Source organism: Corallococcus exercitus (genome assembly GCF_042231735.1).
GTDB classification, from domain to species: Bacteria; Myxococcota; Myxococcia; order Myxococcales; family Myxococcaceae; genus Corallococcus; species Corallococcus exercitus_B.
Genome location: NZ_CP102577.1, coordinates 12,269 through 35,028 on the forward strand (window position 1 = coordinate 12,269; position 22,760 = coordinate 35,028).

The 22,760-nt window shown below is 71.9% G+C and carries 26 protein-coding genes; all 26 read left to right on the plus strand.

What is annotated here, in order from left to right; translation table 11 throughout:
• Positions 1-25 precede the first annotated feature (25 nt).
• Positions 26-214, plus strand: a complete 189-nt coding sequence (rpmF, locus tag NR792_RS00075; protein ID WP_014395447.1) for a 50S ribosomal protein L32 — start codon at positions 26-28, stop codon at positions 212-214.
• Positions 215-234: 20 nt separating this feature from the next.
• The gene (gene plsX, locus NR792_RS00080) at positions 235-1,296 is read left to right on the plus strand and encodes a phosphate acyltransferase PlsX (RefSeq protein WP_375758038.1); all 1,062 of its coding nucleotides are present in this window, start codon (positions 235-237) and stop codon (positions 1,294-1,296) included.
• 45 nt (positions 1,297-1,341) lie between these two features.
• A complete protein-coding gene (locus NR792_RS00085) occupies positions 1,342-2,343 on the plus strand; it encodes a beta-ketoacyl-ACP synthase III (RefSeq protein WP_375758039.1) in 1,002 nt (333 codons plus the stop codon).
• A 28-nt stretch (positions 2,344-2,371) separates the two neighbouring features.
• Positions 2,372-3,310: an ACP S-malonyltransferase gene (fabD, locus tag NR792_RS00090; RefSeq protein WP_375758040.1), complete on the plus strand. Its 939-nt coding sequence runs from the start codon at positions 2,372-2,374 to the stop codon at positions 3,308-3,310.
• A complete protein-coding gene (fabG, locus tag NR792_RS00095; protein ID WP_375758041.1) occupies positions 3,307-4,059 on the plus strand; it encodes a 3-oxoacyl-[acyl-carrier-protein] reductase in 753 nt (250 codons plus the stop codon). Before fabD ends, fabG begins: the two co-directional genes overlap by 4 nt.
• A gap of 105 nt (positions 4,060-4,164) precedes the next feature.
• Positions 4,165-4,410 (plus strand): acyl carrier protein, encoded by a 246-nt coding sequence (gene acpP, locus NR792_RS00100; protein ID WP_120604160.1) that lies wholly within the window; start codon positions 4,165-4,167, stop codon positions 4,408-4,410.
• Positions 4,411-4,495: 85 nt separating this feature from the next.
• Positions 4,496-5,752, plus strand: coding sequence for a beta-ketoacyl-ACP synthase II (fabF, locus tag NR792_RS00105; protein ID WP_375758042.1), 1,257 nt, complete (start codon positions 4,496-4,498; stop codon positions 5,750-5,752).
• A gap of 101 nt (positions 5,753-5,853) precedes the next feature.
• Entirely contained in the window at positions 5,854-6,300 is a 447-nt protein-coding gene (rpiB, locus tag NR792_RS00110; protein ID WP_375758043.1) for a ribose 5-phosphate isomerase B, read from the plus strand.
• Between the two features lie 59 nt (positions 6,301-6,359).
• Positions 6,360-7,616, plus strand: a complete 1,257-nt coding sequence (glyA, locus tag NR792_RS00115) for a serine hydroxymethyltransferase (RefSeq protein ID WP_375758044.1) — start codon at positions 6,360-6,362, stop codon at positions 7,614-7,616.
• Positions 7,617-7,625: 9 nt separating this feature from the next.
• A complete protein-coding gene (gene nrdR / locus NR792_RS00120; RefSeq protein WP_120556172.1) occupies positions 7,626-8,129 on the plus strand; it encodes a transcriptional regulator NrdR in 504 nt (167 codons plus the stop codon).
• Between the two features lie 10 nt (positions 8,130-8,139).
• On the plus strand, positions 8,140-9,303 hold the full coding sequence (ribD, locus tag NR792_RS00125; protein WP_375758045.1) for a bifunctional diaminohydroxyphosphoribosylaminopyrimidine deaminase/5-amino-6-(5-phosphoribosylamino)uracil reductase RibD: 1,164 nt from the start codon (positions 8,140-8,142) through the stop codon (positions 9,301-9,303).
• Positions 9,304-9,345: 42 nt separating this feature from the next.
• Positions 9,346-10,011 (plus strand): riboflavin synthase, encoded by a 666-nt coding sequence (locus tag NR792_RS00130; protein WP_375758046.1) that lies wholly within the window; start codon positions 9,346-9,348, stop codon positions 10,009-10,011.
• 27 nt (positions 10,012-10,038) lie between these two features.
• On the plus strand, positions 10,039-10,539 hold the full coding sequence (gene ribE, locus NR792_RS00135) for a 6,7-dimethyl-8-ribityllumazine synthase (RefSeq protein WP_207050211.1): 501 nt from the start codon (positions 10,039-10,041) through the stop codon (positions 10,537-10,539).
• 5 nt (positions 10,540-10,544) lie between these two features.
• Positions 10,545-10,970 (plus strand): transcription antitermination factor NusB, encoded by a 426-nt coding sequence (gene nusB / locus NR792_RS00140; protein ID WP_375758047.1) that lies wholly within the window; start codon positions 10,545-10,547, stop codon positions 10,968-10,970.
• Positions 10,967-11,458 carry a M17 family peptidase N-terminal domain-containing protein gene (locus tag NR792_RS00145; RefSeq protein ID WP_375758048.1) on the plus strand — a complete coding sequence of 164 codons (492 nt, stop codon included), beginning with the start codon at positions 10,967-10,969 and terminating at the stop codon, positions 11,456-11,458. Before nusB ends, NR792_RS00145 begins: the two co-directional genes overlap by 4 nt.
• Positions 11,459-11,512: 54 nt before the next feature.
• Positions 11,513-11,887 (plus strand): response regulator, encoded by a 375-nt coding sequence (locus tag NR792_RS00150; protein WP_120525327.1) that lies wholly within the window; start codon positions 11,513-11,515, stop codon positions 11,885-11,887.
• Positions 11,884-14,121 (plus strand): chemotaxis protein CheW, encoded by a 2,238-nt coding sequence (locus tag NR792_RS00155; protein WP_375758049.1) that lies wholly within the window; start codon positions 11,884-11,886, stop codon positions 14,119-14,121. The genes NR792_RS00150 and NR792_RS00155 overlap by 4 nt, the downstream gene beginning before the upstream one ends.
• A 34-nt stretch (positions 14,122-14,155) precedes the next feature.
• Positions 14,156-14,719, plus strand: a complete 564-nt coding sequence (locus NR792_RS00160) for a chemotaxis protein CheW (protein WP_375758050.1) — start codon at positions 14,156-14,158, stop codon at positions 14,717-14,719.
• Positions 14,716-15,243 carry a chemotaxis protein CheW gene (locus tag NR792_RS00165; protein ID WP_375758051.1) on the plus strand — a complete coding sequence of 176 codons (528 nt, stop codon included), beginning with the start codon at positions 14,716-14,718 and terminating at the stop codon, positions 15,241-15,243. The genes NR792_RS00160 and NR792_RS00165 overlap by 4 nt, the downstream gene beginning before the upstream one ends.
• A gap of 45 nt (positions 15,244-15,288) precedes the next feature.
• Positions 15,289-15,678, plus strand: a complete 390-nt coding sequence (locus tag NR792_RS00170) for a hypothetical protein (protein WP_375758052.1) — start codon at positions 15,289-15,291, stop codon at positions 15,676-15,678.
• A 173-nt stretch (positions 15,679-15,851) separates the two neighbouring features.
• Positions 15,852-17,843: a HEAT repeat domain-containing protein gene (locus tag NR792_RS00175; RefSeq protein ID WP_375758053.1), complete on the plus strand. Its 1,992-nt coding sequence runs from the start codon at positions 15,852-15,854 to the stop codon at positions 17,841-17,843.
• A 13-nt stretch (positions 17,844-17,856) separates the two neighbouring features.
• Positions 17,857-18,729 carry a CheR family methyltransferase gene (locus NR792_RS00180; RefSeq protein ID WP_375758054.1) on the plus strand — a complete coding sequence of 291 codons (873 nt, stop codon included), beginning with the start codon at positions 17,857-17,859 and terminating at the stop codon, positions 18,727-18,729.
• Positions 18,729-19,772, plus strand: a complete 1,044-nt coding sequence (gene cheB, locus NR792_RS00185) for a chemotaxis-specific protein-glutamate methyltransferase CheB (protein ID WP_375758056.1) — start codon at positions 18,729-18,731, stop codon at positions 19,770-19,772. The genes NR792_RS00180 and cheB overlap by 1 nt, the downstream gene beginning before the upstream one ends.
• A 69-nt stretch (positions 19,773-19,841) precedes the next feature.
• The gene (locus tag NR792_RS00190) at positions 19,842-20,225 is read left to right on the plus strand and encodes a response regulator (protein ID WP_207050222.1); all 384 of its coding nucleotides are present in this window, start codon (positions 19,842-19,844) and stop codon (positions 20,223-20,225) included.
• Positions 20,226-20,253: 28 nt separating this feature from the next.
• A complete protein-coding gene (locus NR792_RS00195; RefSeq protein ID WP_375758057.1) occupies positions 20,254-21,027 on the plus strand; it encodes an ABC transporter ATP-binding protein in 774 nt (257 codons plus the stop codon).
• Positions 21,024-22,745 (plus strand): putative ABC exporter domain-containing protein, encoded by a 1,722-nt coding sequence (locus NR792_RS00200; RefSeq protein ID WP_375758058.1) that lies wholly within the window; start codon positions 21,024-21,026, stop codon positions 22,743-22,745. The genes NR792_RS00195 and NR792_RS00200 overlap by 4 nt, the downstream gene beginning before the upstream one ends.
• Positions 22,746-22,760: the final 15 nt, after the last annotated feature.

Below are 22,760 nucleotides of genomic sequence, written 5' to 3' on the forward strand. Positions count from 1 at the left end.
GACGGGTCCGATGCCGAGGTGAGCCGTGGGAGTTCCCAAGAAGCGGACGTCGAAGATGCGCCGGGACCGTCGTCGGGCCGGCAACAACAACCTGCGGACCCCCGTCCAGGTCATCAAGTGCTCCAAGTGCAAGGAGCCCGTGATGCCGCACCGCGCCTGCGCGGCCTGTGGCAACTACGGTGGCCGTGAGGTCATCGCGACCGCCGCGGAGTAGTTGAAAGCGGAAGGCTGCCGGTGCGGCTCGTCCTCGACGCGATGGGTGGCGACCACGCCCCCGACGCCGTCGTGGACGGGGGCGTGCTGTTCGCGCGAGCGTTTCCCGGGCACGAACTCGTGCTGGTCGGGGACGCCACGCGTGTGCGTCCCGTCCTGGAGCGCGCCGGCGCGCCCGCCAACGTGCATCTCCACCACGCGTCCGAAGTGGTGGAGATGGGCGACTCCGCCACCGCTGCGTTCCGGCGCAAGCGGGACTCCTCGCTCCGGGTGGGCTTCGAGCTCGTCCGGCAAGGGGAGGCGTCCGCCCTCGTGTCGGCGGGCAACTCCGGCGCGGTGATGGCCGGTGGCATCTGGACGCTCGGCCGGATTCCCGGCGTGGAGCGGCCGGCCATCGCGGCCCTGTTCCCGGCCCTCAAGGGCGAAGGCCGCTGCCTGCTCCTGGACGCGGGCGCCAACGTGGACTGCCGCCCCTCGCACCTGGCCCAGTTCGCCGTGCTCGGCGAGGCGTACTCGCGCACGCGCCTGGGCGTGAAGCGCCCCCGGGTGGCGGTGCTCTCCAACGGCGAAGAGGACTCCAAGGGCACGCAGCTCACGCGTGACGCGAGCGCCCTCCTGCGCCGCTCGGACCTGGAGTTCGTGGGCTACGTGGAGGGCAAGGACCTGTTCTCCGGCGACGTGGAGGTCGTCGTGACGGACGGCTTCACCGGCAACATCGTCCTCAAGACGTCCGAGGGCGTGGGCATGGGCATCACCGGCCTCCTGCGCTCCGCCATCGAGAAGCGCGGCGGCCTGCCGGAGAAGCTGGGCGCGCTGCTCCTCAAGCCCACCCTGGCGGGGCTGCGCCGCGTCATGGACTACGCCGAGTACGGCGGCGCCCCGCTCCTGGGCCTCCAGGGAGTGGGCATCGTCGCGCACGGCCGCTCCTCCCCCCGCGCCATCCACAACGCGCTCGTCACCGCGCTGCAGCACGTGCGCGCGGGCGTGCAGGAAGAGCTGACGCGCTGCATTGCCAACGCCGCCGCCTGGCTTCCTCCCCACCAGCGGGGAAGGAAGGCGGACGGGGACGAAGGGGCCGATTAGAGCGCGCGGGCCGGGCGTTGGACTCCGACGACTTCCGGAGGCCCCTTGGCACGCACCCACATCATCGGAACCGGCTCCTATGCCCCCGCGCAGGTCCTGACCAACCACGACCTGGAGCGCCTGGTCGACACGAGCGACGCGTGGATCCGCGAGCGCACGGGCATCCAGGAGCGCAGGCAGGCCGCCCCGGATGAGGCGACGAGCGACCTGGCGGTGCAGGCCGCCCGCAACGCGCTGGAGATGGCGGGCGTGGCCCCCGGTGACCTGGACCTCATCGTCGTGGGCACCGTCACCGCGGACATGCCCATGCCGTCGTGCGCCGCGCTGGTGCAGGCGAAGCTGGGCGCGAAGCGCGCGTTCGCCTTCGACGTGTCCGCCGCGTGCGCCGGAGGGCTGTACGCGCTCAGCGTGGCGGATCAGTTCGTGCGCTCGGGCCAGGTGAAGCGCGCGCTCGTGGTGGGCGCGGACCTGCTCACCCGCGCGGTGGACTGGACGGACCGCAACACCTGCGTGCTCTTCGGGGACGGTGCGGGCGCCCTGGTGCTGGGGGCGGAGCCGGACGCGGAGGACGACGCCATGGCGCCGCGCGGCATCCTCTCCACCCACCTGCGCACCGACGGCGAGCTCGCGAACCTGCTCTGCATCCCCGCCGGCGGCTCCCGCACCCCCGTCACCGCGGACAACGTGGATGCAAATCTTCACAAGCTCAAGATGAACGGGAAGGAAGTGTTCCGCTTCGCGGTGCGGGCGCTGGTGGAGTCCACGCAGGCGTCGTTGGGGGCCCACGGGCTGGCCACGACGCAGGTGGACCACGTCATCGCCCATCAGGCGAACCTGCGAATCCTGGAAGCCGTGATGGAGCGGCTGGAGATTCCCAAGGAAAAATGCTGGCTCAACCTGCACAAGTACGGCAACACGTCGTCCGCCTCGCTGCCCATGTCGCTGGATGAGGCGCAGCGCGCCGGCCGCCTCAAGCGCGGCGACGTCATCGCGATGATGGCCATTGGCGCGGGGATGGCGTGGGGCAGCGCGGTGGTGCGCTGGTAGGCAGGACGACACAAGGAAGGACCGCAACATGGCGAAGGTCGCGTTCGTGTTTCCCGGGCAGGGCAGTCAGGCCGTGGGGATGGGCAAGGACCTCTACGAGCAGTTCCCTGAAGCGCGGGCCGTCTTCGACGCCGTGGACGACGCGCTGCACGAGAAGCTCTCCACCACCTGCTTCGAGGGCCCGGAGGAGGCGCTGAAGCTCACCGCCACCACCCAGCCGGCCATCCTCACGGTGTCGGCCGCGGTTCACGCGGTGTTCCAGAAGCGGGGACCTGCCCCCGCGTTCGTCGCGGGCCACTCGCTGGGCGAGTACTCCGCGCTGGTGGCCGCGGGCGCGATGGACCTCCAGGACGCGGCGCGGGCGGTGCGCGCGCGCGGCACGTTCATGCAGGAGGCGGTGCCCGTGGGCACGGGCGGCATGGCGGTGGTGCTGGGCCTCACCCCGGACGCGGTGAAGGCCGCCTGCGACGCCGCGGCGGAAGGCCAGGTCGTCGCCCCCGCGAACTACAACTCGCCCGAGCAGACGGTCATCGCGGGCCACGCGGCCGCGGTGGAGCGCGCGGGCGCGAAGTGCAAGGAGGCCGGGGCCAAGCGCGTGATGCCGCTGCCCGTCTCCGCGCCCTTCCACTGCGCGCTGATGGACCCCGTGAAGCCCCGGCTGGCGGAGGTGCTGGCGGGCATGCGCATCCAGGCGCCGTCCGTGCCGGTGGTGAGCAACGTGGAGGCACGGCCCAACGCGGACGCGTCCCGCGTGGTGCCGCTGCTCCTGGAGCAGGTGAGCGCGCCGGTGCGTTGGATTGAGTGCGTGGAGTCGCTGAAGGCGAACGGCGTCACGCACGTGGTGGAGCTGGGGCCGGGCAAGGTGCTGGGCGGCCTCATCAAGCGCATCACCAAGGACATCGAGTCGTTCAACGTCGAGAACGCCGCGACCCTCGAGAAGGTGCTCGCCGCGCTGGGGGCAGCATGAGCGAGGGCTTCAAGGACAAGGTGGTGCTGGTGACGGGCGGCTCGCGCGGCATCGGCCGGGCGTGCGCGCTGGCCTTCGCGAAGGCGGGCGCGGCCACCGTGGTCATCAGCTACGTGGGCAACGAGGCCGCCGCGCAGGAGACGGTGGGCCTGCTCCAGCAGGCGGGCGCCAAGGCGGAGGCCGTGAGATTCGACCTGGCGGACACCGCCGCGTGCGCCTCCGCCATCGACGGCGTCGTCAAGACGCACGGCCGGCTGGACGTGCTGGTGAACAATGCCGGCATGGCCATTGACGGCCTGGTCATGCGCGTCAAGGACGAGGACTGGGACCGGCAGCTGGACACCAACCTCCGGGGCGCCTTCGCGCTCATCCGCGCCGCCAGCCGGCCCATGATGAAGCAGCGCTCCGGCGCCATCATCAACATCACCTCGGTCGTGGGGGAGATGGGCAACCCAGGGCAGGCCGCCTACTCGGCCGCCAAGGCGGGGCTCATCGGCCTGACCAAGTCGGTGGCCAAGGAGCTGGCCAGCCGGAGCATCCGCGTCAATGCCGTGTCCCCCGGGTTCATCGGGACGGACATGACGTCCCACCTGGACGACGAGCTGCGGCAGAAGATGGTGGGCGGCATCGCGCTGGGCCGCCTGGGCAACCCGGAGGAGGTCGCCGGGGCCGTGGTGTTCCTCGCGAGTGATGCGGCGTCCTACATCACCGGCGAGGTCCTGAAGGTCAACGGCGGCATGTACATGTAAGCCAAGGTTGGATTGCCGCCGGGCGTGGGATATACCGCGCCCGCCTTGAAGACGGCCCGCGAAACAAACGGCGGGCCCCATCTGGAGCTGGAGGGTTCTGCACGTATGTCCAACGCAACCGACGTGGAAGCCAAGATCAAGTCCATCATCGCCGACCAGCTCGGTGTGGGTGAGGATGAGATCAAGCCCGAGTCGTCCTTCATCGAGGACCTGGGCGCGGACAGCCTCGACATCGTCGAGCTGGTCATGGCGATGGAAGAGGAGTTCGAGGTCGAGATTCCCGACGACGAGGCGGAGAACATCAAGACCGTCGGCGACGCCGTGAACTACGTGAAGACCCACAAGAAGTAGGCAGTCGCGACACCCGGAAGTCCGGGGCCTGGGGAGCGTCCTCACCGGCGCTTCCGCGCCCCATCGCGGTCAGCGGAGAAGACCAGTGTCAAACCGTCGAGTCGTCATCACCGGCACCGGCATCATTTCAGCGCTGGGCACCGGCACCGAGAAGAACTGGCAGGCGATGCTGGCCGGGCAGTCCGGCATCAGCACGATCACCCGTTTCGATCTGGGGAAGCTCGACGCGCGCATCGCGGGCGAGGTGAAGGACTTCCAGCCCGAGCAGTTCATCGACAGGCGTGAAGTGCGCCGGATGGACCTGTTCGCCCAGTACGCGATGGCCGCGGCCGACATGGCGGTGAAGGAGTCGGGCCTGCCCATCAGCCCGGACGCGCCCCATGGCTACATCCCGGAGCGCGTGGGCGTCATCGTGGGCTCCGGCATCGGCGGCATCTCCTCGCTGGAGGAGCAGCACCGCAAGGGGCTGGAGAAGGGGTTCGACCGGCTGTCGCCCTTCTTCATCATCCAGATGATCGTCAACATGGCGCCTGGGCTCATCTCCATGCGCTACAACTGCAAGGGCCCCAACTGGGCCCCGGTGTCCGCGTGCGCCACCAGCGCGCACGCCATCGGCGAGGCCTGGAAGTCCATCCGCCTGGGTGAGACGGACGCGGCCATCGCGGGCGGCGCGGAAGCGGCGATTACTCCCCTGGGCATGGGCGGCTTCTCCGTGATGAAGGCGCTGTCCACGCGCAACGACGACCCGGCGCGCGCCAGCCGTCCCTTCGACAAGGAGCGCGACGGCTTCGTGATGGGCGAGGGCGCGGGCATCGTCGTCCTGGAGGAACTGGAGGCCGCGAAGAAGCGCGGCGCCAACATCCTGGCGGAGGTGGTGGGGTACGGCGCCAACTCCGACGCGTACCACGTCACCCAGCCGGCCCCGGAGGGCGAGGGCGCTGCGCGCTGCATGCGCCTGGCGCTGGAGTCCGCGGGCATGCGGCCGGAGCAGGTGGGCTACGTCAACGCCCACGGCACGTCCACGCCGTTCAACGACGCCAACGAGACCAAGGCCCTGAAGGCCGTGTTCGGCGACCACGCGCGCAAGCTGGCGGTGTCGTCCACCAAGTCCATGACGGGCCACATGCTCGGCGCGGCGGGTGGCGCGGAGGCCGTGGTGAGCGTGCAGGTGCTCACCAAGAACGTGCTGCCGCCCACCATCAACATGACGTCGCCGGACCCCGACTGCGACCTGGACTACGTGCCCAACACGGCGCGCGAGGCCCGCGTCGACGCGGTGATGAGCAACTCGTTCGGCTTCGGCGGCACCAACGCGGTGCTCGTCTTCAAGCGCTTCAGCTGACGGCCTTCCGGCCCGCTGCTCCCTGCAAGGGAGCGGCGGGCAGGGGCCCTCCTTCCCGGCCCCGCCCTCAAAGCGCGGGCCCCGCCTTCCGGAGTCCGGCCGTGAAAGTCATCCTCGCCTCCGACCATGCGGGCATCGAGCTGCGCCAGGAGCTGGTGGCGCTCCTGAAGGAGCGCGGCACCGCGTTCCAGGACCTGGGCCCCCAGACGCGCGAGTCCGTGGACTACCCGGACTTCGCCTCGCAGGTGGCCCGCCAGGTGGTGGCGGAAGAGGGCACGCTGGGCGTGCTGGTGTGCGGCACCGGCATCGGGATGAGCATCGTGGCCAACAAGCACCGGGGCGTCCGGGCGGCCCTCTGCACCACCGAGTTCGAGGCGCGGATGACGCGCGCGCACAACGACGCCAACGTGTTGTGCCTGGGCCAGCGCGTGGTGGGCGCGGGCGTGGCGCGCGGCATCCTGGAGGCCTTCCTCTCCACCGCCTTCGAGGGCGGCCGCCACGAGAAGCGCGTCCAGAAGATTCGCGACGTCGAGGCCCAGCAGCGCTGACGGGCCGTTGAGGCGTCCCTTCGCAGTCCCCTTCGTTCGTACGCCAGGAGGCAACCCCCATGGAGAACACCCGCACGCTGTCCCAGGTGGATCCTGAAATCGCCCAGGTGCTCCGGCACGAGACGGAGCGTCAGGAGGAGGGGCTGGAGCTCATCGCCTCGGAGAACTTCGTCTCCCCGGCGGTGATGGAGGCGGTGGGCTCCGTGCTCACCAACAAGTACGCGGAAGGCTACCCCGGCAAGCGCTACTACGGCGGCTGCGAGGTGGTGGACGTCGCGGAGAACCTGGCCATCGCGCGCGCGAAGGAGCTGTTCGGCGCGGACGCGGTGAACGTGCAGGCGCACTCCGGCAGCCAGGCCAACATGGGCGCCTTCATGGCGCTGATGAAGCCGGGCGACACCATGCTGTCGCTGGACTTGAACTCCGGCGGCCACCTCACCCACGGCGCGTCGTTCAACTTCTCCGGCAAGCTCTACAAGGTCGTCCACTACGGCCTGTCGCGCGACACGGAGACCATCGACTTCGCGCAGGTGGAGGCGCTGGCGCTGGAGCACAAGCCGAAGGTGCTGGTGGTGGGCGCGAGCGCGTACCCGCGCACGCTCGACTTCGCGAAGTTCCGCGAAATCGCCGACAAGGCGGGCGCCGCCATGCTGGTGGACATGGCCCACATCGCGGGCCTGGTGGCCGCGGGCGTGCACCCGTCGCCGGTGCCCTTCGCGGAAATCGTCACCACCACCACGCACAAGACGCTGCGCGGTCCGCGTGGCGGCATGGTCCTCAGCCGTGAGGCCTACGCGAAGACCATCAACAGCCAGATCTTCCCCGGCATCCAGGGCGGCCCGCTGATGCACGCCATCGCGGGCAAGGCGGTGGCCTTCAAGGAAGCGCTGACGCCGGAGTTCAAGGCCTACCAGAAGCAGATTGTGTCCAACGCGCAGGCGCTGGCGGAGGCGCTGAAGAAGGCGGGCCTGCGGCTGTGCTCGGGCGGCACGGACAACCACCTGATGCTGGTGGACCTGCGCGCCAAGAAGCTCACCGGCAAGGTGGCCGAGGACGTGCTGGGCAAGGCGGGCATCACGGTCAACAAGAACATGATCCCCTTCGACCCGGAGAAGCCCACGACGACCTCCGGCGTCCGGGTGGGCACCCCGGCCATCACCACGCGCGGCATGCGCGAGGCGGAGATGGCGGTGGTGGGCCGGCTCATCGGCGAGGCGCTGGATGCCGCGCAGGACGACGCGGCGCTCGCGCGGGTGAAGGGCCAGGTGAAGGAGTTGGCGCAGGGCTTCCCGCTGTACGCCTCGCGGTTGAAGTAACCCAAGCCCGTGCGCTGCCCCTTCTGCCAGGACCCGGAGAACAAGGTCATCGACTCGCGCGAGTCGCACGAGGGCTCCGTCATCCGGCGGCGCCGCGAGTGCCTGGCCTGCAAGCGCCGCTTCACCACGTACGAGCGGGTGGAGGAGCTCTACCCGCTCATCGTGAAGAAGGACGGGCGCCGCGAGGCCTTCGACCGCGAGAAGATGCTCAACGGCCTGAAGAAGGCGTGTGAGAAGCGCCCGGTGTCCGCCGCGCAGCTGGAGGCGACGGTGGAGGACATCGAGCGGATGCTCCAGGGGATGGGGGAGAAGGAAGTCCCCTCCTCATCCATTGGCGAGCACGTGATGCGGCGGTTACAGCAGCTGGACGAGGTGGCCTACGTGCGCTTCGCGTCCGTGTACCGCAGCTTCCGGGACATCTCCGAGTTCATGCACGAGCTGAAGGACCTGCTCGAGGACCAGGAGCGTGAGCGCAAGGCGAAGCCGCCTGTGACTCCGCCCAAGGACGGTTAGGAAGGGCGGTATGCGCTTGCTCACGCGGTCACGGTTGCAGGCGGTGAAGACGCCCCGCTCCAAGCGCGCGGCGGACTTCGACCACGCGGTGGCCGAGTTCTTCATGCGCATCGCGCTGGAGGAGGCCGCCAAGGGGCTGGGCCGCACCAGCCCCAACCCCGTGGTGGGCGCGGTGCTGGTGAAGGGCGGGCGCATCATCGCGCGCGGCCACCACAAGAAGGCCGGCACGGCGCACGCGGAGGTCGTCGCGCTGGAGGCCGCGGGCTCCAAGGCGCGCGGCGCGGACCTCTACACGACGCTGGAGCCGTGCGACCACTACGGGCGCACCCCGCCGTGCAGCCTGGCGGTGCTGGAGGCCGGCGTGCGGCGCGTGTTCAGCGCGTCGTCGGACCCCAACCCGCTCGTCTCCGGCAAGGGGCTCAACCGGCTCAAGCGCGGCGGCGTGGCGGTGGTGACGCACGTCCTCAAGGACGAGGCGGACGCGCTCAACCGGCCCTTCTTCAAGATGATGCGCACCGGCCTGCCGTGGGTGACGCTCAAGGCCGCGGTGACGCTGGACGGGAAGATTGCCGCGCCTTCCGGCGACTCGAAGTGGGTGACGGGCGAGGCGTCGCGCGCGTGGGTGCACCGGCTGCGCGACCAGGTGGACGCCATCCTCGTGGGCGCCAACACCGTGCGCATGGACGACCCGCAGCTCACCACGCGGCTGCCGGGCGGCGGGGGCAAGGACCCGGTGCGCGTGGTGGTGGACTCGCACCTCAAGCTGTCCCCGGGGCACACCGTCTTCACGCAGCGCAGCCCCGCGCGCACCGTCATCGCCACGCTGGAGGATCCGGAGGGCCGCCGCGCCCGGCGCTTCCTCGCCCAGGGCGTGGAGGTGTGGAACGTGCGCGCGAAGCAGGACCGCGTGGACCTGAAGGCCGTCCTCAAGCGCGTGAAGAAGGAGGGGCTCAACCACGTGCTCGTGGAGGGAGGCGCGGGCCTGTACGGCTCGCTGCTGCGCGAGCACCTGGCGGATGCGCTCGCCCTGTTCCTCGCTCCCAAGCTGGTGGGGGCAGGGGGCCTGTCGTGGGCGGGCGAGCTGGGCGTGAAGGACATGGCCCACGCCCTGGCCGTGAAGGACCTGACGATGGAGAAGGTGGGGGACGACGTCCTCCTGCGCGCCCTGCTCTGACAGGCCAGCGTGCCGCCGGGGCTTTCGTTATAAGTCCCGGTCATGTTCACCGGCCTCATCCAGGACACTGGCACCATCACCCGCGTCACCTCCGGCGCGATGACCGACTTCTGGATTCGCACCTCGCTGGGCGCGGAAGCGTTCGCCCTGGGCGAATCCATCGCCGTGGACGGCGCGTGCCTCACGGTGGTGGAGAAGGGCGGGGACACCTTCCGCGTGCAGGCGGCCCCGGAGACGCTGCGGCGCACCACCCTGGGGGCCCGGCGGACGGGCGACCGGGTGAACCTGGAGCGGGCGCTCGCGCTGGGAGACCGGCTGGGCGGGCACCTGGTGTCGGGCCACGTGGACGCCGTCAGTGAAGTCCTGGAGACGTTCGCGGAGGGCGGCTCGTGGGTGATGGTGTTCCGGCTGCCCCCGGAGCTGGCGCCCTGCTTCATCGAGAAGGGCTCCGTCACCATCGACGGCATCAGCCTCACGGTGAACGCGGTGGATGCCAGCACCTTCCGGGTGCAGCTGATTCCGGAAACGCAAGCGCGCACCACGCTCCACGGCAAGGGTCCCGGGGCGCAGGTGAACCTGGAGGGCGACCTGATTGGGAAGTACGTGGCCCGGCTGTATGCCCTCCGGGGCGCCCCGGAGGCGGCCGCCGGGGGAACGGGCCTGACGGAGGCGGTGGTGCGGGCGGCGGGTTTCACCCCTCGCGGGTAGGGGCGCAGGTGGTGTAAGGAGCGCGCCATGCCTCGCTATTTCGAAGGGGATTTCCTCCCCCCCCAGGGCCGGTTCGCCATCTGCGTGTCCCGGTTCAACAGCTTCATCACGGAGGCGCTCCTGTCGGGCGCCGTGGACACGCTGGTGCGCCATGGTGTGAAGGACGACGCCATCGACGTGTACCGCTGCCCCGGCACCTATGAGCTGCCGGGCGTCACCCGCCGCGTGTCGGAGAGCGGCCAGTACGCGGGCATCATCGTCCTGGGCGCGGTGATTCGCGGCGGCACCCCCCACTTCGACTACGTGGCGGGCGAGTGCGCCAAGGGCATTGGTTCGGTGGCGTTCAGCGCGGCCGCCGGCCCGAAGCCGGCCTCGGTGACGTTTGGCGTCCTGACGTGCGATACCGTCGAGCAGGCCATCGACCGGGCGGGCGTGAAGGCGGGCAACAAGGGCGCGGAGGCCGCGATGGCCTGCATCGAGATGGTCAACCTCTTCGCTCGCATGCCGGGCGCTGAGCGGAAGGGATAACCGCGATGGGCGCGCGCAGAACGGCACGGGAGCGGGCGCTGCAGGCGCTCTACCAGTTGGAGATGACCCAGGGCGCCACCACGCGGGAGGCCCTGGACTCCGCCTGGGCCGCCTCCGCGGAGGACGGCAAGCCGGAGCCGGACGCGGTGAAGTTCGCCAAGGAGCTGGTGGAGGGCGTGGAGGCGAACCGCGAGGAGATTGACGCGCTCATCGAACGCCACAGCCACAACTGGCGCCTGGACCGCATGTCCCGCATTGACCGGAACGTGCTCCGCCTGGGCATCTTCGAGCTGAAGTACCGCCCGGACATCCCCCGCAAGGTGACCATCAACGAGGCGGTGGAGCTGGGGAAGAACTTCGGCACCGAGGAGTCGAGCGCCTTCGTCAACGGCCTCTTGGACCGCGTCGCGGTGGCGCTCGGGAAGCCGTGAGCCAGACGCAGACCCTGGACGTGGGCCTGGAGGGCCTGGACGCGCTCAGCGGGGTGGACGCCCTCTGCCTCTTCGTGGCCGAGGACGACCGCCCCCTGCCGTCCTCCGCCGGCTACGTGGACTGGCGGCTATGCGGCGCCCTGTCCCGCGTGCTCCAGGGCGGCTTCTTCACGGGCGTGAAGGACGACTGGCTCCTCTTGCCCTCGGACGGGAAGCTGACCGTGCCGCGCATCTTCGTGGTGGGGCTGGGCTCCCGCAAGCGCCTGGACGCGGCCTCGCTGGGGGAGGCCCTGGCGGGCGCGGCGAAGGTGCTGAGCCGCGCGAAGGTGGAGGCCGTGGCCCTGGAGGTGCCCCAGGGGGCCTCCCTGAGCGACGCGGCCCGCGCGGAGGCGTACCAGCGGCAGTTCCTGCCCGCGTTCAAGGGGGCACGGGTGTCCCTCCTCGCGGACAAGGGGCTTGTCGGGTCGCTGTCATCCCGGAAGGGCTGACGCGCAGCGTCCAGGCGGGGGTTCTGCTAGCATCCGGCCCTTGAGGCGCGCGCGATGAAGTTCAAGGTGTTGATCGTCGAGGACTCCAAGGTGTCGCGCGAGCACATCGCCGCGACCGTGGAGGCCGTGGACGGCGTCGAGGCCGTCACCACCGCCAGCGGCTTCGAGGCGCTGAAGCTGCTGCCCCGCCAGCGGTTCGACCTCATCATCACCGACATCAACATGCCCGACATCAACGGGCTGGAGCTCATCAACTTCGTCAAGAAGAACCCCAACTACCGGGACGTGCCGCTCATCATCGTCACCACCGAGGGGCGTGAGCAGGACCGCTCGCGGGGCATGGCGCTGGGCGCGGCGGGCTACCTGGTGAAGCCGTTCCAGCCGGAGGACCTGGAGGCGCTCCTGCGGCGCTTCCTGAAGCCGCTGTGACGCCCGGAGGCAAGGCGCTGGCGGAGTTCGTCGCCGAGGCCACCGAAATCCTGGATGCGCTGGGCCGCGACCTGCTGGCGCTGGACGAGGCGCGCGGCCAGGAGGCGGACCCCGAGCACATCAACGGCATCTTCCGCGCGGCGCACTCGCTCAAGGGCCTGTCGGGCCTCTTCGGCCAGGAGCGCATCAGCCAGCTGGCGCACGCGGCGGAGGACCTGCTGGACCGGCTGCGGCTGGGCCGGCTGACGCTGGACGACGGGGTCCTGGACACGCTGGTGGACGCGCTGGACACCTTCCAGGCGCTGCTCGGGGAGGCGTCCCGCAGCGAGGAGGGCCCGGAGCTCACCCAGCGCACCCGGGCCATGGAGGAGCGGATGGCGCGGCTGGGCTCGCCTCCGCCCGCCGTGGAAGAGGATCCGCTGGAGCGGCTGGAGCTGGACGCGACGGTGCGCGCCGTCTTCACCGAGTACGAGGAGCACCGGCTGCGCGAGAACGTGCGGCGCGGGGTGGCCCTGTGGCGGGTGCGCGCGGCGTTCGACCTCACGGACTTCGACCAGGGGCTCGCGGACCTGAACGCGCGCCTCAAGCCCCTGGGCGAGGTCATCAGCACGCTGCCCTCGTCGCGGCCGGGCGGCGTCAACGGCATCGCGTTCGACCTCATCTTCGGCGCGAAGGTCGGCGCGCAGGCGCTGAAGGACAGCCTCCAGGGCACGCCCGCGGAGCTGTCTCCGCTGTCCGTGCGTCAGCCGGGAGAGGCTTCGGCGGGGCCCGCGTTCGACGTGCCTCCCGGGCGTGAAGAGGCCGACGTGGAGGCCCTGCTCGTGGACACCGACGAGGAGGCGCCCGACGAGGACGCCGAGCCGCCCGTGACCTCCACCAGCCTCGCGACCGTGCCGGCGGTTCCGGTGGGAAGCCCTCCGCGCATGCGGGCGGTGGCGCCGCCGCCCACGGTGGTGGGGCTCCAGGCCGCCGCGTCCGCGCCCATCCCGGCGGGCCGTCCCAAGCCAGAAGAGACGTCCCTGCGCTCGCTCACGCAGACGGTGCGCGTGGACATCGGCCGGCTGGACGGGCTCATCAACATGGTGGGCGAGCTCTTGCTCATCAAGGCGAACCTCCAGCGGCTGGCGGAGACGTCCCGGCAGGACGGCACCGTCGCGCTGTCCAAGCTCTTCGGCCAGGAGCTGTCGCGCGAGACGCGGCAGCTGGAGCGCAAGCTGGAGGCGCTCCAGGAGGGCCTGCTCGAAGCGCGCATGGTCCCGGTGGGCCAGGTCTTCGACAAGCTGGCGCGGCTGGTGCGGAAGATTGCCCGCGAGGCCGGCAAGGAGATCGACTTCGTCAGCTCCGGCGGCGAGGTGGAGCTGGACAAGCTCATCGTCGAGGAGCTCAGCGACCCGCTGATGCACCTCATCCGCAACGCCATCGACCATGGCGCGGAGGGGCCGGAGGCGCGGCTTGGCGCGGGCAAGGGCCGGCGCGCGGTGGTGCGGCTGCGCGCGGAGCAGAAGGGCAACCACGTCGTCATCAGCGTGTCCGACGACGGCTCCGGCATCGACGAGGTGCGCGTGCGCGAGGTGGCGCTCGCGCGCGGGCTCGTCACCCCGTCGCAGGTGAGCGAGATGACGCGGCGCGAGCTGCTCAACCTCATCTTCCTGCCGGGCTTCTCCACCCGCTCCAGCGTCAGCTCGCTCTCCGGACGGGGCGTGGGCCTGGACGTGGTGAAGAACAACCTGGGCAACCTCTCCGGCATCATCGACGTGTGGAGCGAGCGCGGGAAGGGCACGGCCTTCCACCTCACGCTGCCGGTGACGCTGGCCATCGTGCGCGCGCTGGTGGTGGGCGTCAGCGGCCGCACCTACGCGGTGCCGCTCAACAGCGTGCTGGAAATCCTCTCCGTGCAGCCGCGCGACATCCGCACCGTGGAGCGCCGCGAGGTGCTGGACCTGCGCGGCCAGACGCTGCCCTTCCTCAGGCTGGGGCGCCTGTTCCACCTGCCGGAGCGCGAGGTGAACCGCTACTTCGTCGTCGTGGTGGGCCTGGCGCAGCAGCGGCTGGGCATCGCGGTGGACGAGCTGTTCGGCCAGCAGGACATCGTCACCAAGCCCCTGGGCGGCCGCCTGAGCCGCGTGAAGGGCATCTCCGGCGCCACCGACCTGGGCAACCGGCGCACCGTCCTGGTGCTGGATGTCGCGGAACTCCTGGAAGAGGGCATCGCACAGGAGCGGCGCCGCGCTTGAGGCGCCCGCGCCGGGGGCTGCTATCCTCCCGGCCGTGTCCCGTTTCGAAGCCCTGCTCGACGCGTTCTTCTACCGCCCGGACGAGGACGTCGGCGGCCTGCTGGACTTCGCCGCGGGCAGTGACGACCTGGCGCCGCCGCTCCCGGAGGAGGAGCCCGTCGAGTACCTCGCCTTCCGCCTGGAAACCGAGTGCTACGCGGTGCCCATCCTCGCGGTGCGGGAGATCTGCAAGGTGCCGCTGCTCACGGAGATTCCGCGCGCGGAGCCGCACCTGCTGGGCGTGATGAACCTGCGCGGGGAGCTCCTGCCCGTCTACGACGTGAAGCTGCGGCTGCGGCTGGCGGAGGCGCCCCCGCTGGTGGCGGGGCCGGACGCGGGCCTGCCGCCCCGCGCCGCGCGCATCCTCGTGCTCAAGACGGACGACGGGCCCGCGGGCGTGTGGGTGGACTCGGTGGCGGGCGTGGTGCGGCTCAAGCCGTCCATGGTGGAGCTGTCGCCCGCGGGGCTGCGCGGGGACCGCGACTGCGTGGCGGGGCTGGGGCGCAAGGGCTCGCAGCTCTACATCCTGTTGGATCCGGAGCAGGCGCTCGCCCCATGACGGACCCCGTGAACCTGCTGACCCGCCGCCCGCGCGGCGACGCGCCCGGCGACGCGCCGGTGGCCGAGGCGGAGGTGCAGCTGTGCGCCTTCTTCGTGGGCAACGAGGAGTACGTGCTGGACATCATGCGCGTGGAGGAGATCCTCCCGCCCCAGCGCGTGATTCCCATTCCGCACGCGCCCGCCTTCGTGGAGGGCGTGCTGCACCTGCGCGGCGCGATGCTCCCGGTGGTGGACCTGCGGCGGCGCCTCCTGGGCCAGCCCGCGCAGGAGACGCGGCGCACGCGGATGCTCGTGTGCCGGCTGGGGGCGCGACGCGTGGTGGCGCGGGTGGACCGCGTGGCGGAGGTGCTGCGCGTGCGCCGCGGTGACATCAAGCCCGCGCCGGCGCTCATGTCCGGGGGCCGCACGCCGTTCGTGGTGGGCGTGTGCGGACCGCCGGAGCGGCTGCGGCTGCTGCTGGACCTGAAGGCGCTCCTGCGCGCGGAGCTGGAGCGTGACGCGCGCACCCCGCCCGGTGGCTGAGCGCGCGTTTTCGGCGTGCGCATCCCGGCTTTGAAAGGGGGCCTCATGCGAGACCTGAGCGGGCACCGGAAGTCGCTGGGGATCCTCTACCTGTTCGTGCACCTGCTGGTGCTGCTGGCCGCGGGTGCGCTGGCGTACGTCACCTGGAATCTGGTCTTCGTCATGGCCGCCGGGAACTCCACGCGCGCCGTGCCGGTGTGGGAAAACCCGGCCGTCCCCATCATGGGGGTCTTCATCGTGCTGCTCGTGGCGCTGGCCATCGCGGGGCTCTCCCTGGGCCTGGGACTGGTGCGCGGCCGTCCTGTGTCCAAGGGCCTGGCGACGCTGCTCGCCATCCTGGCGCTGCCCACCTTTCCCCTGGGCACGGTGCTGGGCGTCTACTCGCTCTGGTTCTTCAGCCAGGAGGGCTGGGACGCGGAGCCCTGGCCGGCCTGAAGGGTGCGAAGGTGAACGTTCCAGGCCGACGCCCGGTTGCCTCCCGGCGCGGGGGGCGCCCTGGGAATGGACCCGTCGAGCCCTCGTTCCGGCCTCGTGGGGCGCGACTCCCTCCGCCGCTTCGAGCAGGATGCGGCCACCCAAAGGAACGGAGCCCCGAAGGAGGACGGCGGATGAGCGACACGGTGCGGTCCCCCGCGGGGCAGGAAGAGGCGCGGTACCGGGCGCTGCAGGCGGTGGATCCGCGCGCGCCCGGGGCCCTCGAGACCTTCACCACCGGGCTGCATGACGAGAGCTGGCGCGTGCGCCACGCGGCGGCGGAGGGCCTTCGCCGCGTGCCGGACGCGAAGGGCGTCACCGCGCGGCTCATCTCCGTCCTGGGCGAGCGCGGCGAGACGGGCGCACGCAACGCGGCGGCCGAGGCGCTGGCGGGCATGGGGCCCGTGGCGACGCAGCCGCTGGTGCACCTGCTGGAGCACGAGGATCCGGATCAGCGCAAGCTGGCGGCGGACATCCTGGGACAGCTGGGGCACCCGGAGGTGGAGGACGTGCTCCTGCGCGCGCTCTCCGACGACGACCTCAACGTGCGCGTGGCGGCCGCGGAGGCGCTGGGCCGGATGGGCGGGGACGCCGCGGCGCGGGCCCTGGAAGGGCTGCTGGACACGCCCACGCCCCTGTTGCGGCTGGCCGCGCTGGAAGGCCTCGCGTCACTCAAGCGCGCGCCCCCGCTGGAGCGGGTGATGGCGCTGGTGGAGGACCCGGGGTTGCAGCGCAGCGCCCTGCGGCTGCTGGGCCTGTACTCCCCGGGCGTGTCCACGGAGCGCATCTGCCGGGCCCTGGCCTCGCCGGTGCGCTCGGTGCGCGAGGCGGCCCTCGTCGCGCTGGGGACGCAGGCCGGCGGGCTGGGCCCCTACGAGCGCGGGGAGCTGGACGGGGTGGCGCGCTCGGTGCTGGGCGGCATCCCGGGCGTGACGGAGCGCGTGGCGCAGGCGCTGGACGGCGAGGACGTCCAGGTGCGGGCCGGCGCGCTGGTGGCCGCCGGGGCGCTGGGAGAGGCGTCGCTCGCGGTGCCGGTGGCGGAGGTGGCGCGCGAGGACCGGCTCCTGCGCGAGGTGCTCTTCACGCTGGGCCAGCTGGGGCCGGATGGGCGGCGTCACCTGCTCGGGAGCATGGGCACGCTGTCGCTGCCCGCGCGCACGGTGGCGGCCGAGGCGCTGGTGCTGCTGGTGGACGCGACGTCGGTGCCGGAGCTGTGCGCGCTGCTGGAGTGGGCGGAGGACGACCTGCGCGCGGTGGTGGTGCGGGCGCTGGGGCGCACGCGCTCGCCGGAGGCCGTGGCGCCGCTGGTGGAGCTGCTCCCGGACCCTGCGCTGTCGGGCATCGCGGCGCGGGCGCTGGAGCAGCTGACCGTGGCGCATCCGCTGGCGGCGCTGACCGCGCTGGAGGCGGCGGTGGAGCGGCGCACGACGCCCGCGGCCGTGGCGGTGCTGGGCCGGCTGGGCGGTGCGCGGGTGCTGCCCGTGCTGCGGCGGCTGGCGCGCGACGAAGAGGCCCCCTGGCGCGCGGCGGCGGTGGAGGCGGCGGGCCGCGTGGATGGCGAAGCCGGCCTGGAGCTGGCGCGCGGCGCGCTGGCGGACGAGTCCCCCAAGGTGAGAATCGCCGCGGTGCGCTCCCTGGGGCAGCAGGGCGGCAAGGAGGCCGCGACGTTCCTGGGGCTCGCGCTGAAGGACGAGGACCGCGGCGTGCGCGTGGCCGCGGTGGAGGCGGTGGGCGCGGCGGGCGCGAAGGAGCGCTCCGCGGACCTGGAGTCCCTGGTGCGCCACGGCGACGGCGCGCTCGCGATGCTGGCGGTGCGGGCCCTGACGAAGCTGGGGACGGTGGGCGCGGGCGTGCTGTGGGACGCGCTCAGCCACCCCGACGCGGAGGTGGTGAAGGCGGCGCTGGCGGCGCTGGCGTCGGCGGAGGCCTCGGCGGACGGCGCGGCGCTGGCGGTGTCGCTCCTGGGCCATCCGCGCTGGGACGTGCGCGTGGCGGCGGCGCGCGTGCTGGGCGGCCTGGGGAGGCCGGAGTGTCTCCTCGCGCTGGAGCAGGCGCTGTCGGTGGAGCGGGACGCGCTGGCCCGCGTGGCGCTGGCGGACGCGGTGGCCCGGCTGTCGGGGCGGTGAGGGGAGGACTCGGATGCCACGCTTCGACGAGGGCCGCCCGGAGATGACGCTGGAGGAGTTCCGGCTGCTGCGCGACCACGTCTACGCGCACTGCGGAATCCTCATCCACGAGAACATGAAGTTCGTGATGGAGCGCCGGCTGTGGCCCCGGCTGGAGGCGCTGGGCATCCAGGACTTCGGCTCCTACCACCGCTACCTGCGCTACGACGCCCAGCGCAACGCGGAGCTGGAAGCGGCGGTGGAGTCCCTCACCACGCACGAGACGTACTTCTTCCGCGAACCCGCGCAGCTCAAGGCCTTCTGCGAGGAGCTGCTCCCCATCCTGGAGAAGCGCAACGCGCACACGCGGCGGCTGCGGCTGTGGTCGGCGGGGTGTTCCTCCGGCGAGGAGGCGTACACGCTGGCCATGCTGCTGAAGGACAGCGGCCGCTTCAACGACTGGGACGTGGAGGTCATCGGCACGGACCTGTCGCGCCGCGTGCTGGCCGTGGCCCGCCGCGCCGAGTACGGCCCCAGCGCGCTGCGCGCGACGCCGCCGGACCTGCTGGAGCGCTACTTCATCCCCGTGGGCGTCAACCGCGTCCGCGTGCGCGACGACGTGAAGGCGTGGGTGAGCTTCGGCCACCACAACCTGGCGGACGTGGCGGGCAGCCAGCTGGTGCCGCGCACGGACGTCGTCTTCTGCCGCAACGTGATGATCTACTTCGACCAGGCCGCGCGCCGCCGCGTGCTGGGCGTCATCCGCGACCGGCTCTGTCCCGGGGGCTACCTGCTGCTGGGCCACGCGGAGAACCTGCTCAGCCTGGGCGCGGACTTCGAGCTGGTGCACCTGAAGGGCGACCTCGTGTACCGCCGGCCGGACCTGCCGGGCGGGGAGGGCCGCTGATGCCACCCCCGCTCACGGTGCTCGTCATCGACGACTCGGCCACCAACCGCCGCACGCTCACCACGCTGCTGGAGTCCTCCTCGGACGTGATGGTGCTGGACTGGGCGCAGGACGGCGAGGAGGGGCTCAAGAAGGTCCTGGACCTCAAGCCGGACGTGGTGACGCTGGACCTGGAGATGCCCCGGCTGGGCGGCCACACCTTCCTGCGGCTGCTCATGCGCGCGTCGCCCACGCCCGTCATCGTCATCTCCAGCTACGCGCACCAGTCGGACGTGTTCAAGGCGCTGGAGCTGGGCGCGTTCGACTTCATCGCCAAGCCGCCCAATGACACGCCCGCGGCGCTGGAGAAGCTGCGGCGCGAGCTGCTGGAAAAGGTGCACGCGGCCCGCCACGTGAAGTCGGGCGGACGCCACGGGGCCGCGCCGCGCACCTCCGTGCTGTCGGGGGACGTGCCGCAGGTCATCGCCGTGGGCGCGTCCACGGGCGGGCCTCCCGCGGTGCAGCGGCTGCTGGAGGGGCTGGCCGCCGAGCCGACCGTCAGCGTGCTGGTGGGCCAGCACATGCCGTCGCAGTTCACCCGGGCCTTCGCGGAGCGCCTGGACCGCATCGGCCCCTTCACCGTGACGGAGGCGTGCGAGGGCGACGTGGTGACGCCGGGCCACGTCTACATCGCGCCGGGCGGGCGGCACCTGCTGCTGTCGGACCGCACCGGGCGCCTGGAGCTGCGCACGCCGTCGCCGGTGCCCGCGGACAAGTACGCGCCGTCGGTGGACCGGCTCTTCGAGAGCGCGGCGGAGGTGCTGGGCCCTCGCGCGGTGGCGGTGGTGCTGACGGGCATGGGCGCGGACGGGGCCCAGGGCGTGCGCGCCGTCCGCCGCGAGGGCGGAGAAACCTGGGCCGAGTCCGAGGACACGGCGGTGGTGTACGGCATGCCCAAGGAGGCCGTCGCCACCGGGGCGGTGACCCGGGTGCTTCCACTGGACGACATCGGTACGGAGCTGGCCGCGCTGGTGCGCCGCCGCAGGCAGTCTTCCGGGCAGTGAATCGCCGGGTGCACGACAGCCGCCGCACAAACCCGGGACGGGCGGCGCGCCGGTGCTAGGCTGAGGGTCATGTCGCAGCAGATCCGCGCGCTGGTGGTGGATGACTCGCAGGCCATGCGCCGCAGCATCATGTACGCGCTCCAGCGCCTGACGGATGTGGTCTGCATCGAGGCGCAGGACGGCGTGGAGGGGCTGAAGAAGCTCGCCACGCAGGGGCGCTTCGACCTGGTGATGACGGACATCAACATGCCGTTGATGGACGGGCTGAAGCTCATCCACCACATCCGCCAGACGGAAGACCACCGGGCCGTACCCATCGTCGTCGTGACGACCGAGGGCGCGGCCGCGGACCGCGAGCGGGCCATGGCGCTGGGGGCCACGGCCTACCTGGTGAAGCCCGTGCAGGCCCGCGTGGTGCTGGACACCGTGAAGGAACTCCTGAAGCTCGGCTGAGCTTCGACGAGGAGGCCCAAGGGCACGCATGGAACCGGCGCTGGACGTCGAGGGGTTGGAGAAGACGTACGGCGCGGTGCGGGCGGTGCGCGGGCTGACCTTCCAGGTGGCGCCCGGCGAGGTGCTGGGCCTGGTAGGGCCCAACGGCGCGGGCAAGACGTCCACGCTGCGGTGCCTGGCCGGCATCCTCCCGCCGTCCGTGGGGCGCGTGCGGGTGGCGGGGCATGACCTGGCGGTGGAGCCCGTGGAGGCGAAGCGCCAGCTGGCGTTCCTGCCGGACGAGCCGCGCTTCTTCGAGTACCTCACCGTCTGGGAGCACCTGAACTTCACCGCGCGCCTCTACGGCGTGGAGGACTGGGAGGCGCGGGGCCGCGCGCTGCTGGAGGAGATGGAGCTCACCGGCCGGGAGAAGTCGCTGCCGGGCGAGCTGTCGCGCGGCATGAAGCAGAAGCTGTCCATCGCGTGCGGCTTCCTGCACCAGCCCCGGCTCATCCTCCTGGACGAACCGCTGACGGGGTTGGATCCGCTGGGCATCCGCCGGATGAAGGCGTCGCTGCGCCGCCGCGCGGAAGAGGGCACGGCGCTGGTGCTGTCGTCGCACCTGCTCCCGCTGGTGGAGGAGCTGTGCCACCGGCTGCTCGTCATCGCCGGAGGGCGCGCGGTGGCGCTGGGCTCGCTGCCGGAGATCCGCGAGCAGATGGCGGGTGGGGCAGGGGACGGCGCGTCGCTGGAGGAGCTGTTCGTGCGCATCACCAGCGCGGCGTCGGAGGAGGCGCAAGCGCGGGGGAACGAACCGGCGTGAGCTTCCCGGGCGCGGTGGCGTTCCTCTGGGTGAGGACGTGGCGCAACCGGGTGGTGCGCCAGGTGCAGCGGCTGAAGCGCCCGCGCTACCTCCTGGGCGCGGCGGTGGGGCTCGCGTACCTGTACTCGCTGGTGGGCCGCAGCGTCTTCGTCCAGGGCACGGGCCGCGCGGTGTCTCCCAACGCGAGGCTGTTCGCGGAGTTCTCGCTGGAGGTGTCCGTGCTGGCCACGCTCGTCACGGCGTGGGTGCTGGGCACGGACCGGCCGGCGCTGACCTTCACGCAGACGGAGGTGCAGACCTTCTTCTCCGCGCCCGTCACGCGCCAGGCGCTCTTGCACTACAAGCTGCTGCGCGGCCTCCTGAGCGCGATGTTCGCGGCGCTGGCGGCGACAGTCTTCGTGGGGCGCTTCACCAGCCCCCGGCCGGAGCTCTTCTTCCTGGGCGCGGCGCTGGCCATGGGGACGCTCTACCTTCACGGCACCGCGGCGTCCTTCGTGCGCGCGTGGCTCGTGTCGCGCGGGCGCTGGGGCAGCGTGGTGCGGTGGGTGGTGGTGGCCGGGGTCCTCATGGCGGGAATGGGCACGCTGCTGTCCACGCTGCGCGACCATCCGCTGCCGGAGAACCTCTCCGCGCCCTTCGCCGTGCGCGAGTGGCTGCGCGACGTGCTCAACGCCCCCGGGCCTCGCGCGTTGCTGTGGCCGGGCCGGGCGCTGGTGGCCCCTTCCATGGCGCGCAGCGGCCAGGACTTCCTGCGCTACCTGCCCGCGTCGCTGGCGCTGCTCGTGGCGCACTACGCCTGGGTGCTGGCGGTGGAGGTGCCCTTCGAGGACTCGGCGGTCGCGGGGGCGGACGCCCGGACGCGGCAGCGGGCGCAGCGGGCCTCGCGCTCGGTCAACCTGCGCGTGGGCCGGGTGCCCTTCGTGCTCAAGGCCCGGGGGCGCCCGGAGGTGGCGCTGCTCTGGAAGAACCTCATCGCGCGCAGGCGCATGGGCAGCGGGCTGGTGATGCTGCTGTCCTTCGGCGTGCTGGGCGCCGTCTTCGCGCTGCTGATGGGGGACACGCGGCTGTTCTCCAACAGCCGTGAGTTCCTGGGCCCCATGGCCCTGATGGTCGCGGTGGCCATGGCCGTGATTGGCCCGAGCGCGTTCCGCACCGACCTGCGCATGGACCTGCCCAAGCTGGAGCTCTTGCGCGCGCTGCCCCTCACCGGGCGGCAGGTGGTGGGCGCGGAGCTGGGTGCCTCCGCGCTGACGTTGGGCGCGGCGCAGTGGGTGATGCTGATTGTGGCGCTGGTGCTGGGCGTGGGCACGGACGACGAGACGCTCGCGCCGTGGTCCGCGCCGGTGGTGCTGGGGCTCCTGCCGGTGTTGCCGGCGCTGGGGCTCGCGGGGCTGTTCGTGCAGAACGCGGCGGTGGTGCTGCTGCCCGCGTGGATTCCGGCGGACGCCGAGCGGGCGCGCGGCGTGGAGGCGCTGGGCCAGCGGCTGCTCACGCTGGTGGGCACGCTGGTGGTGACGTTCCTGGGACTGTTGCCCGCCGCGGTGGTGGCCCTCCTGGTGGGCTATCCGCTGTTCACTGTCATGGGGCCCTGGGCGGTTCCGCTCGCGGGGCTGGCGGCGGCGGGAGCACTGTTCGCGGAGGTGGCGCTGGGCGTCGCCGTCCTGGGCCGCGCCTTCGAGCGGCTGGACGTGTCGGAAGAACAGTCGAACGAAGCGTGAACGCGAGCACGAAGG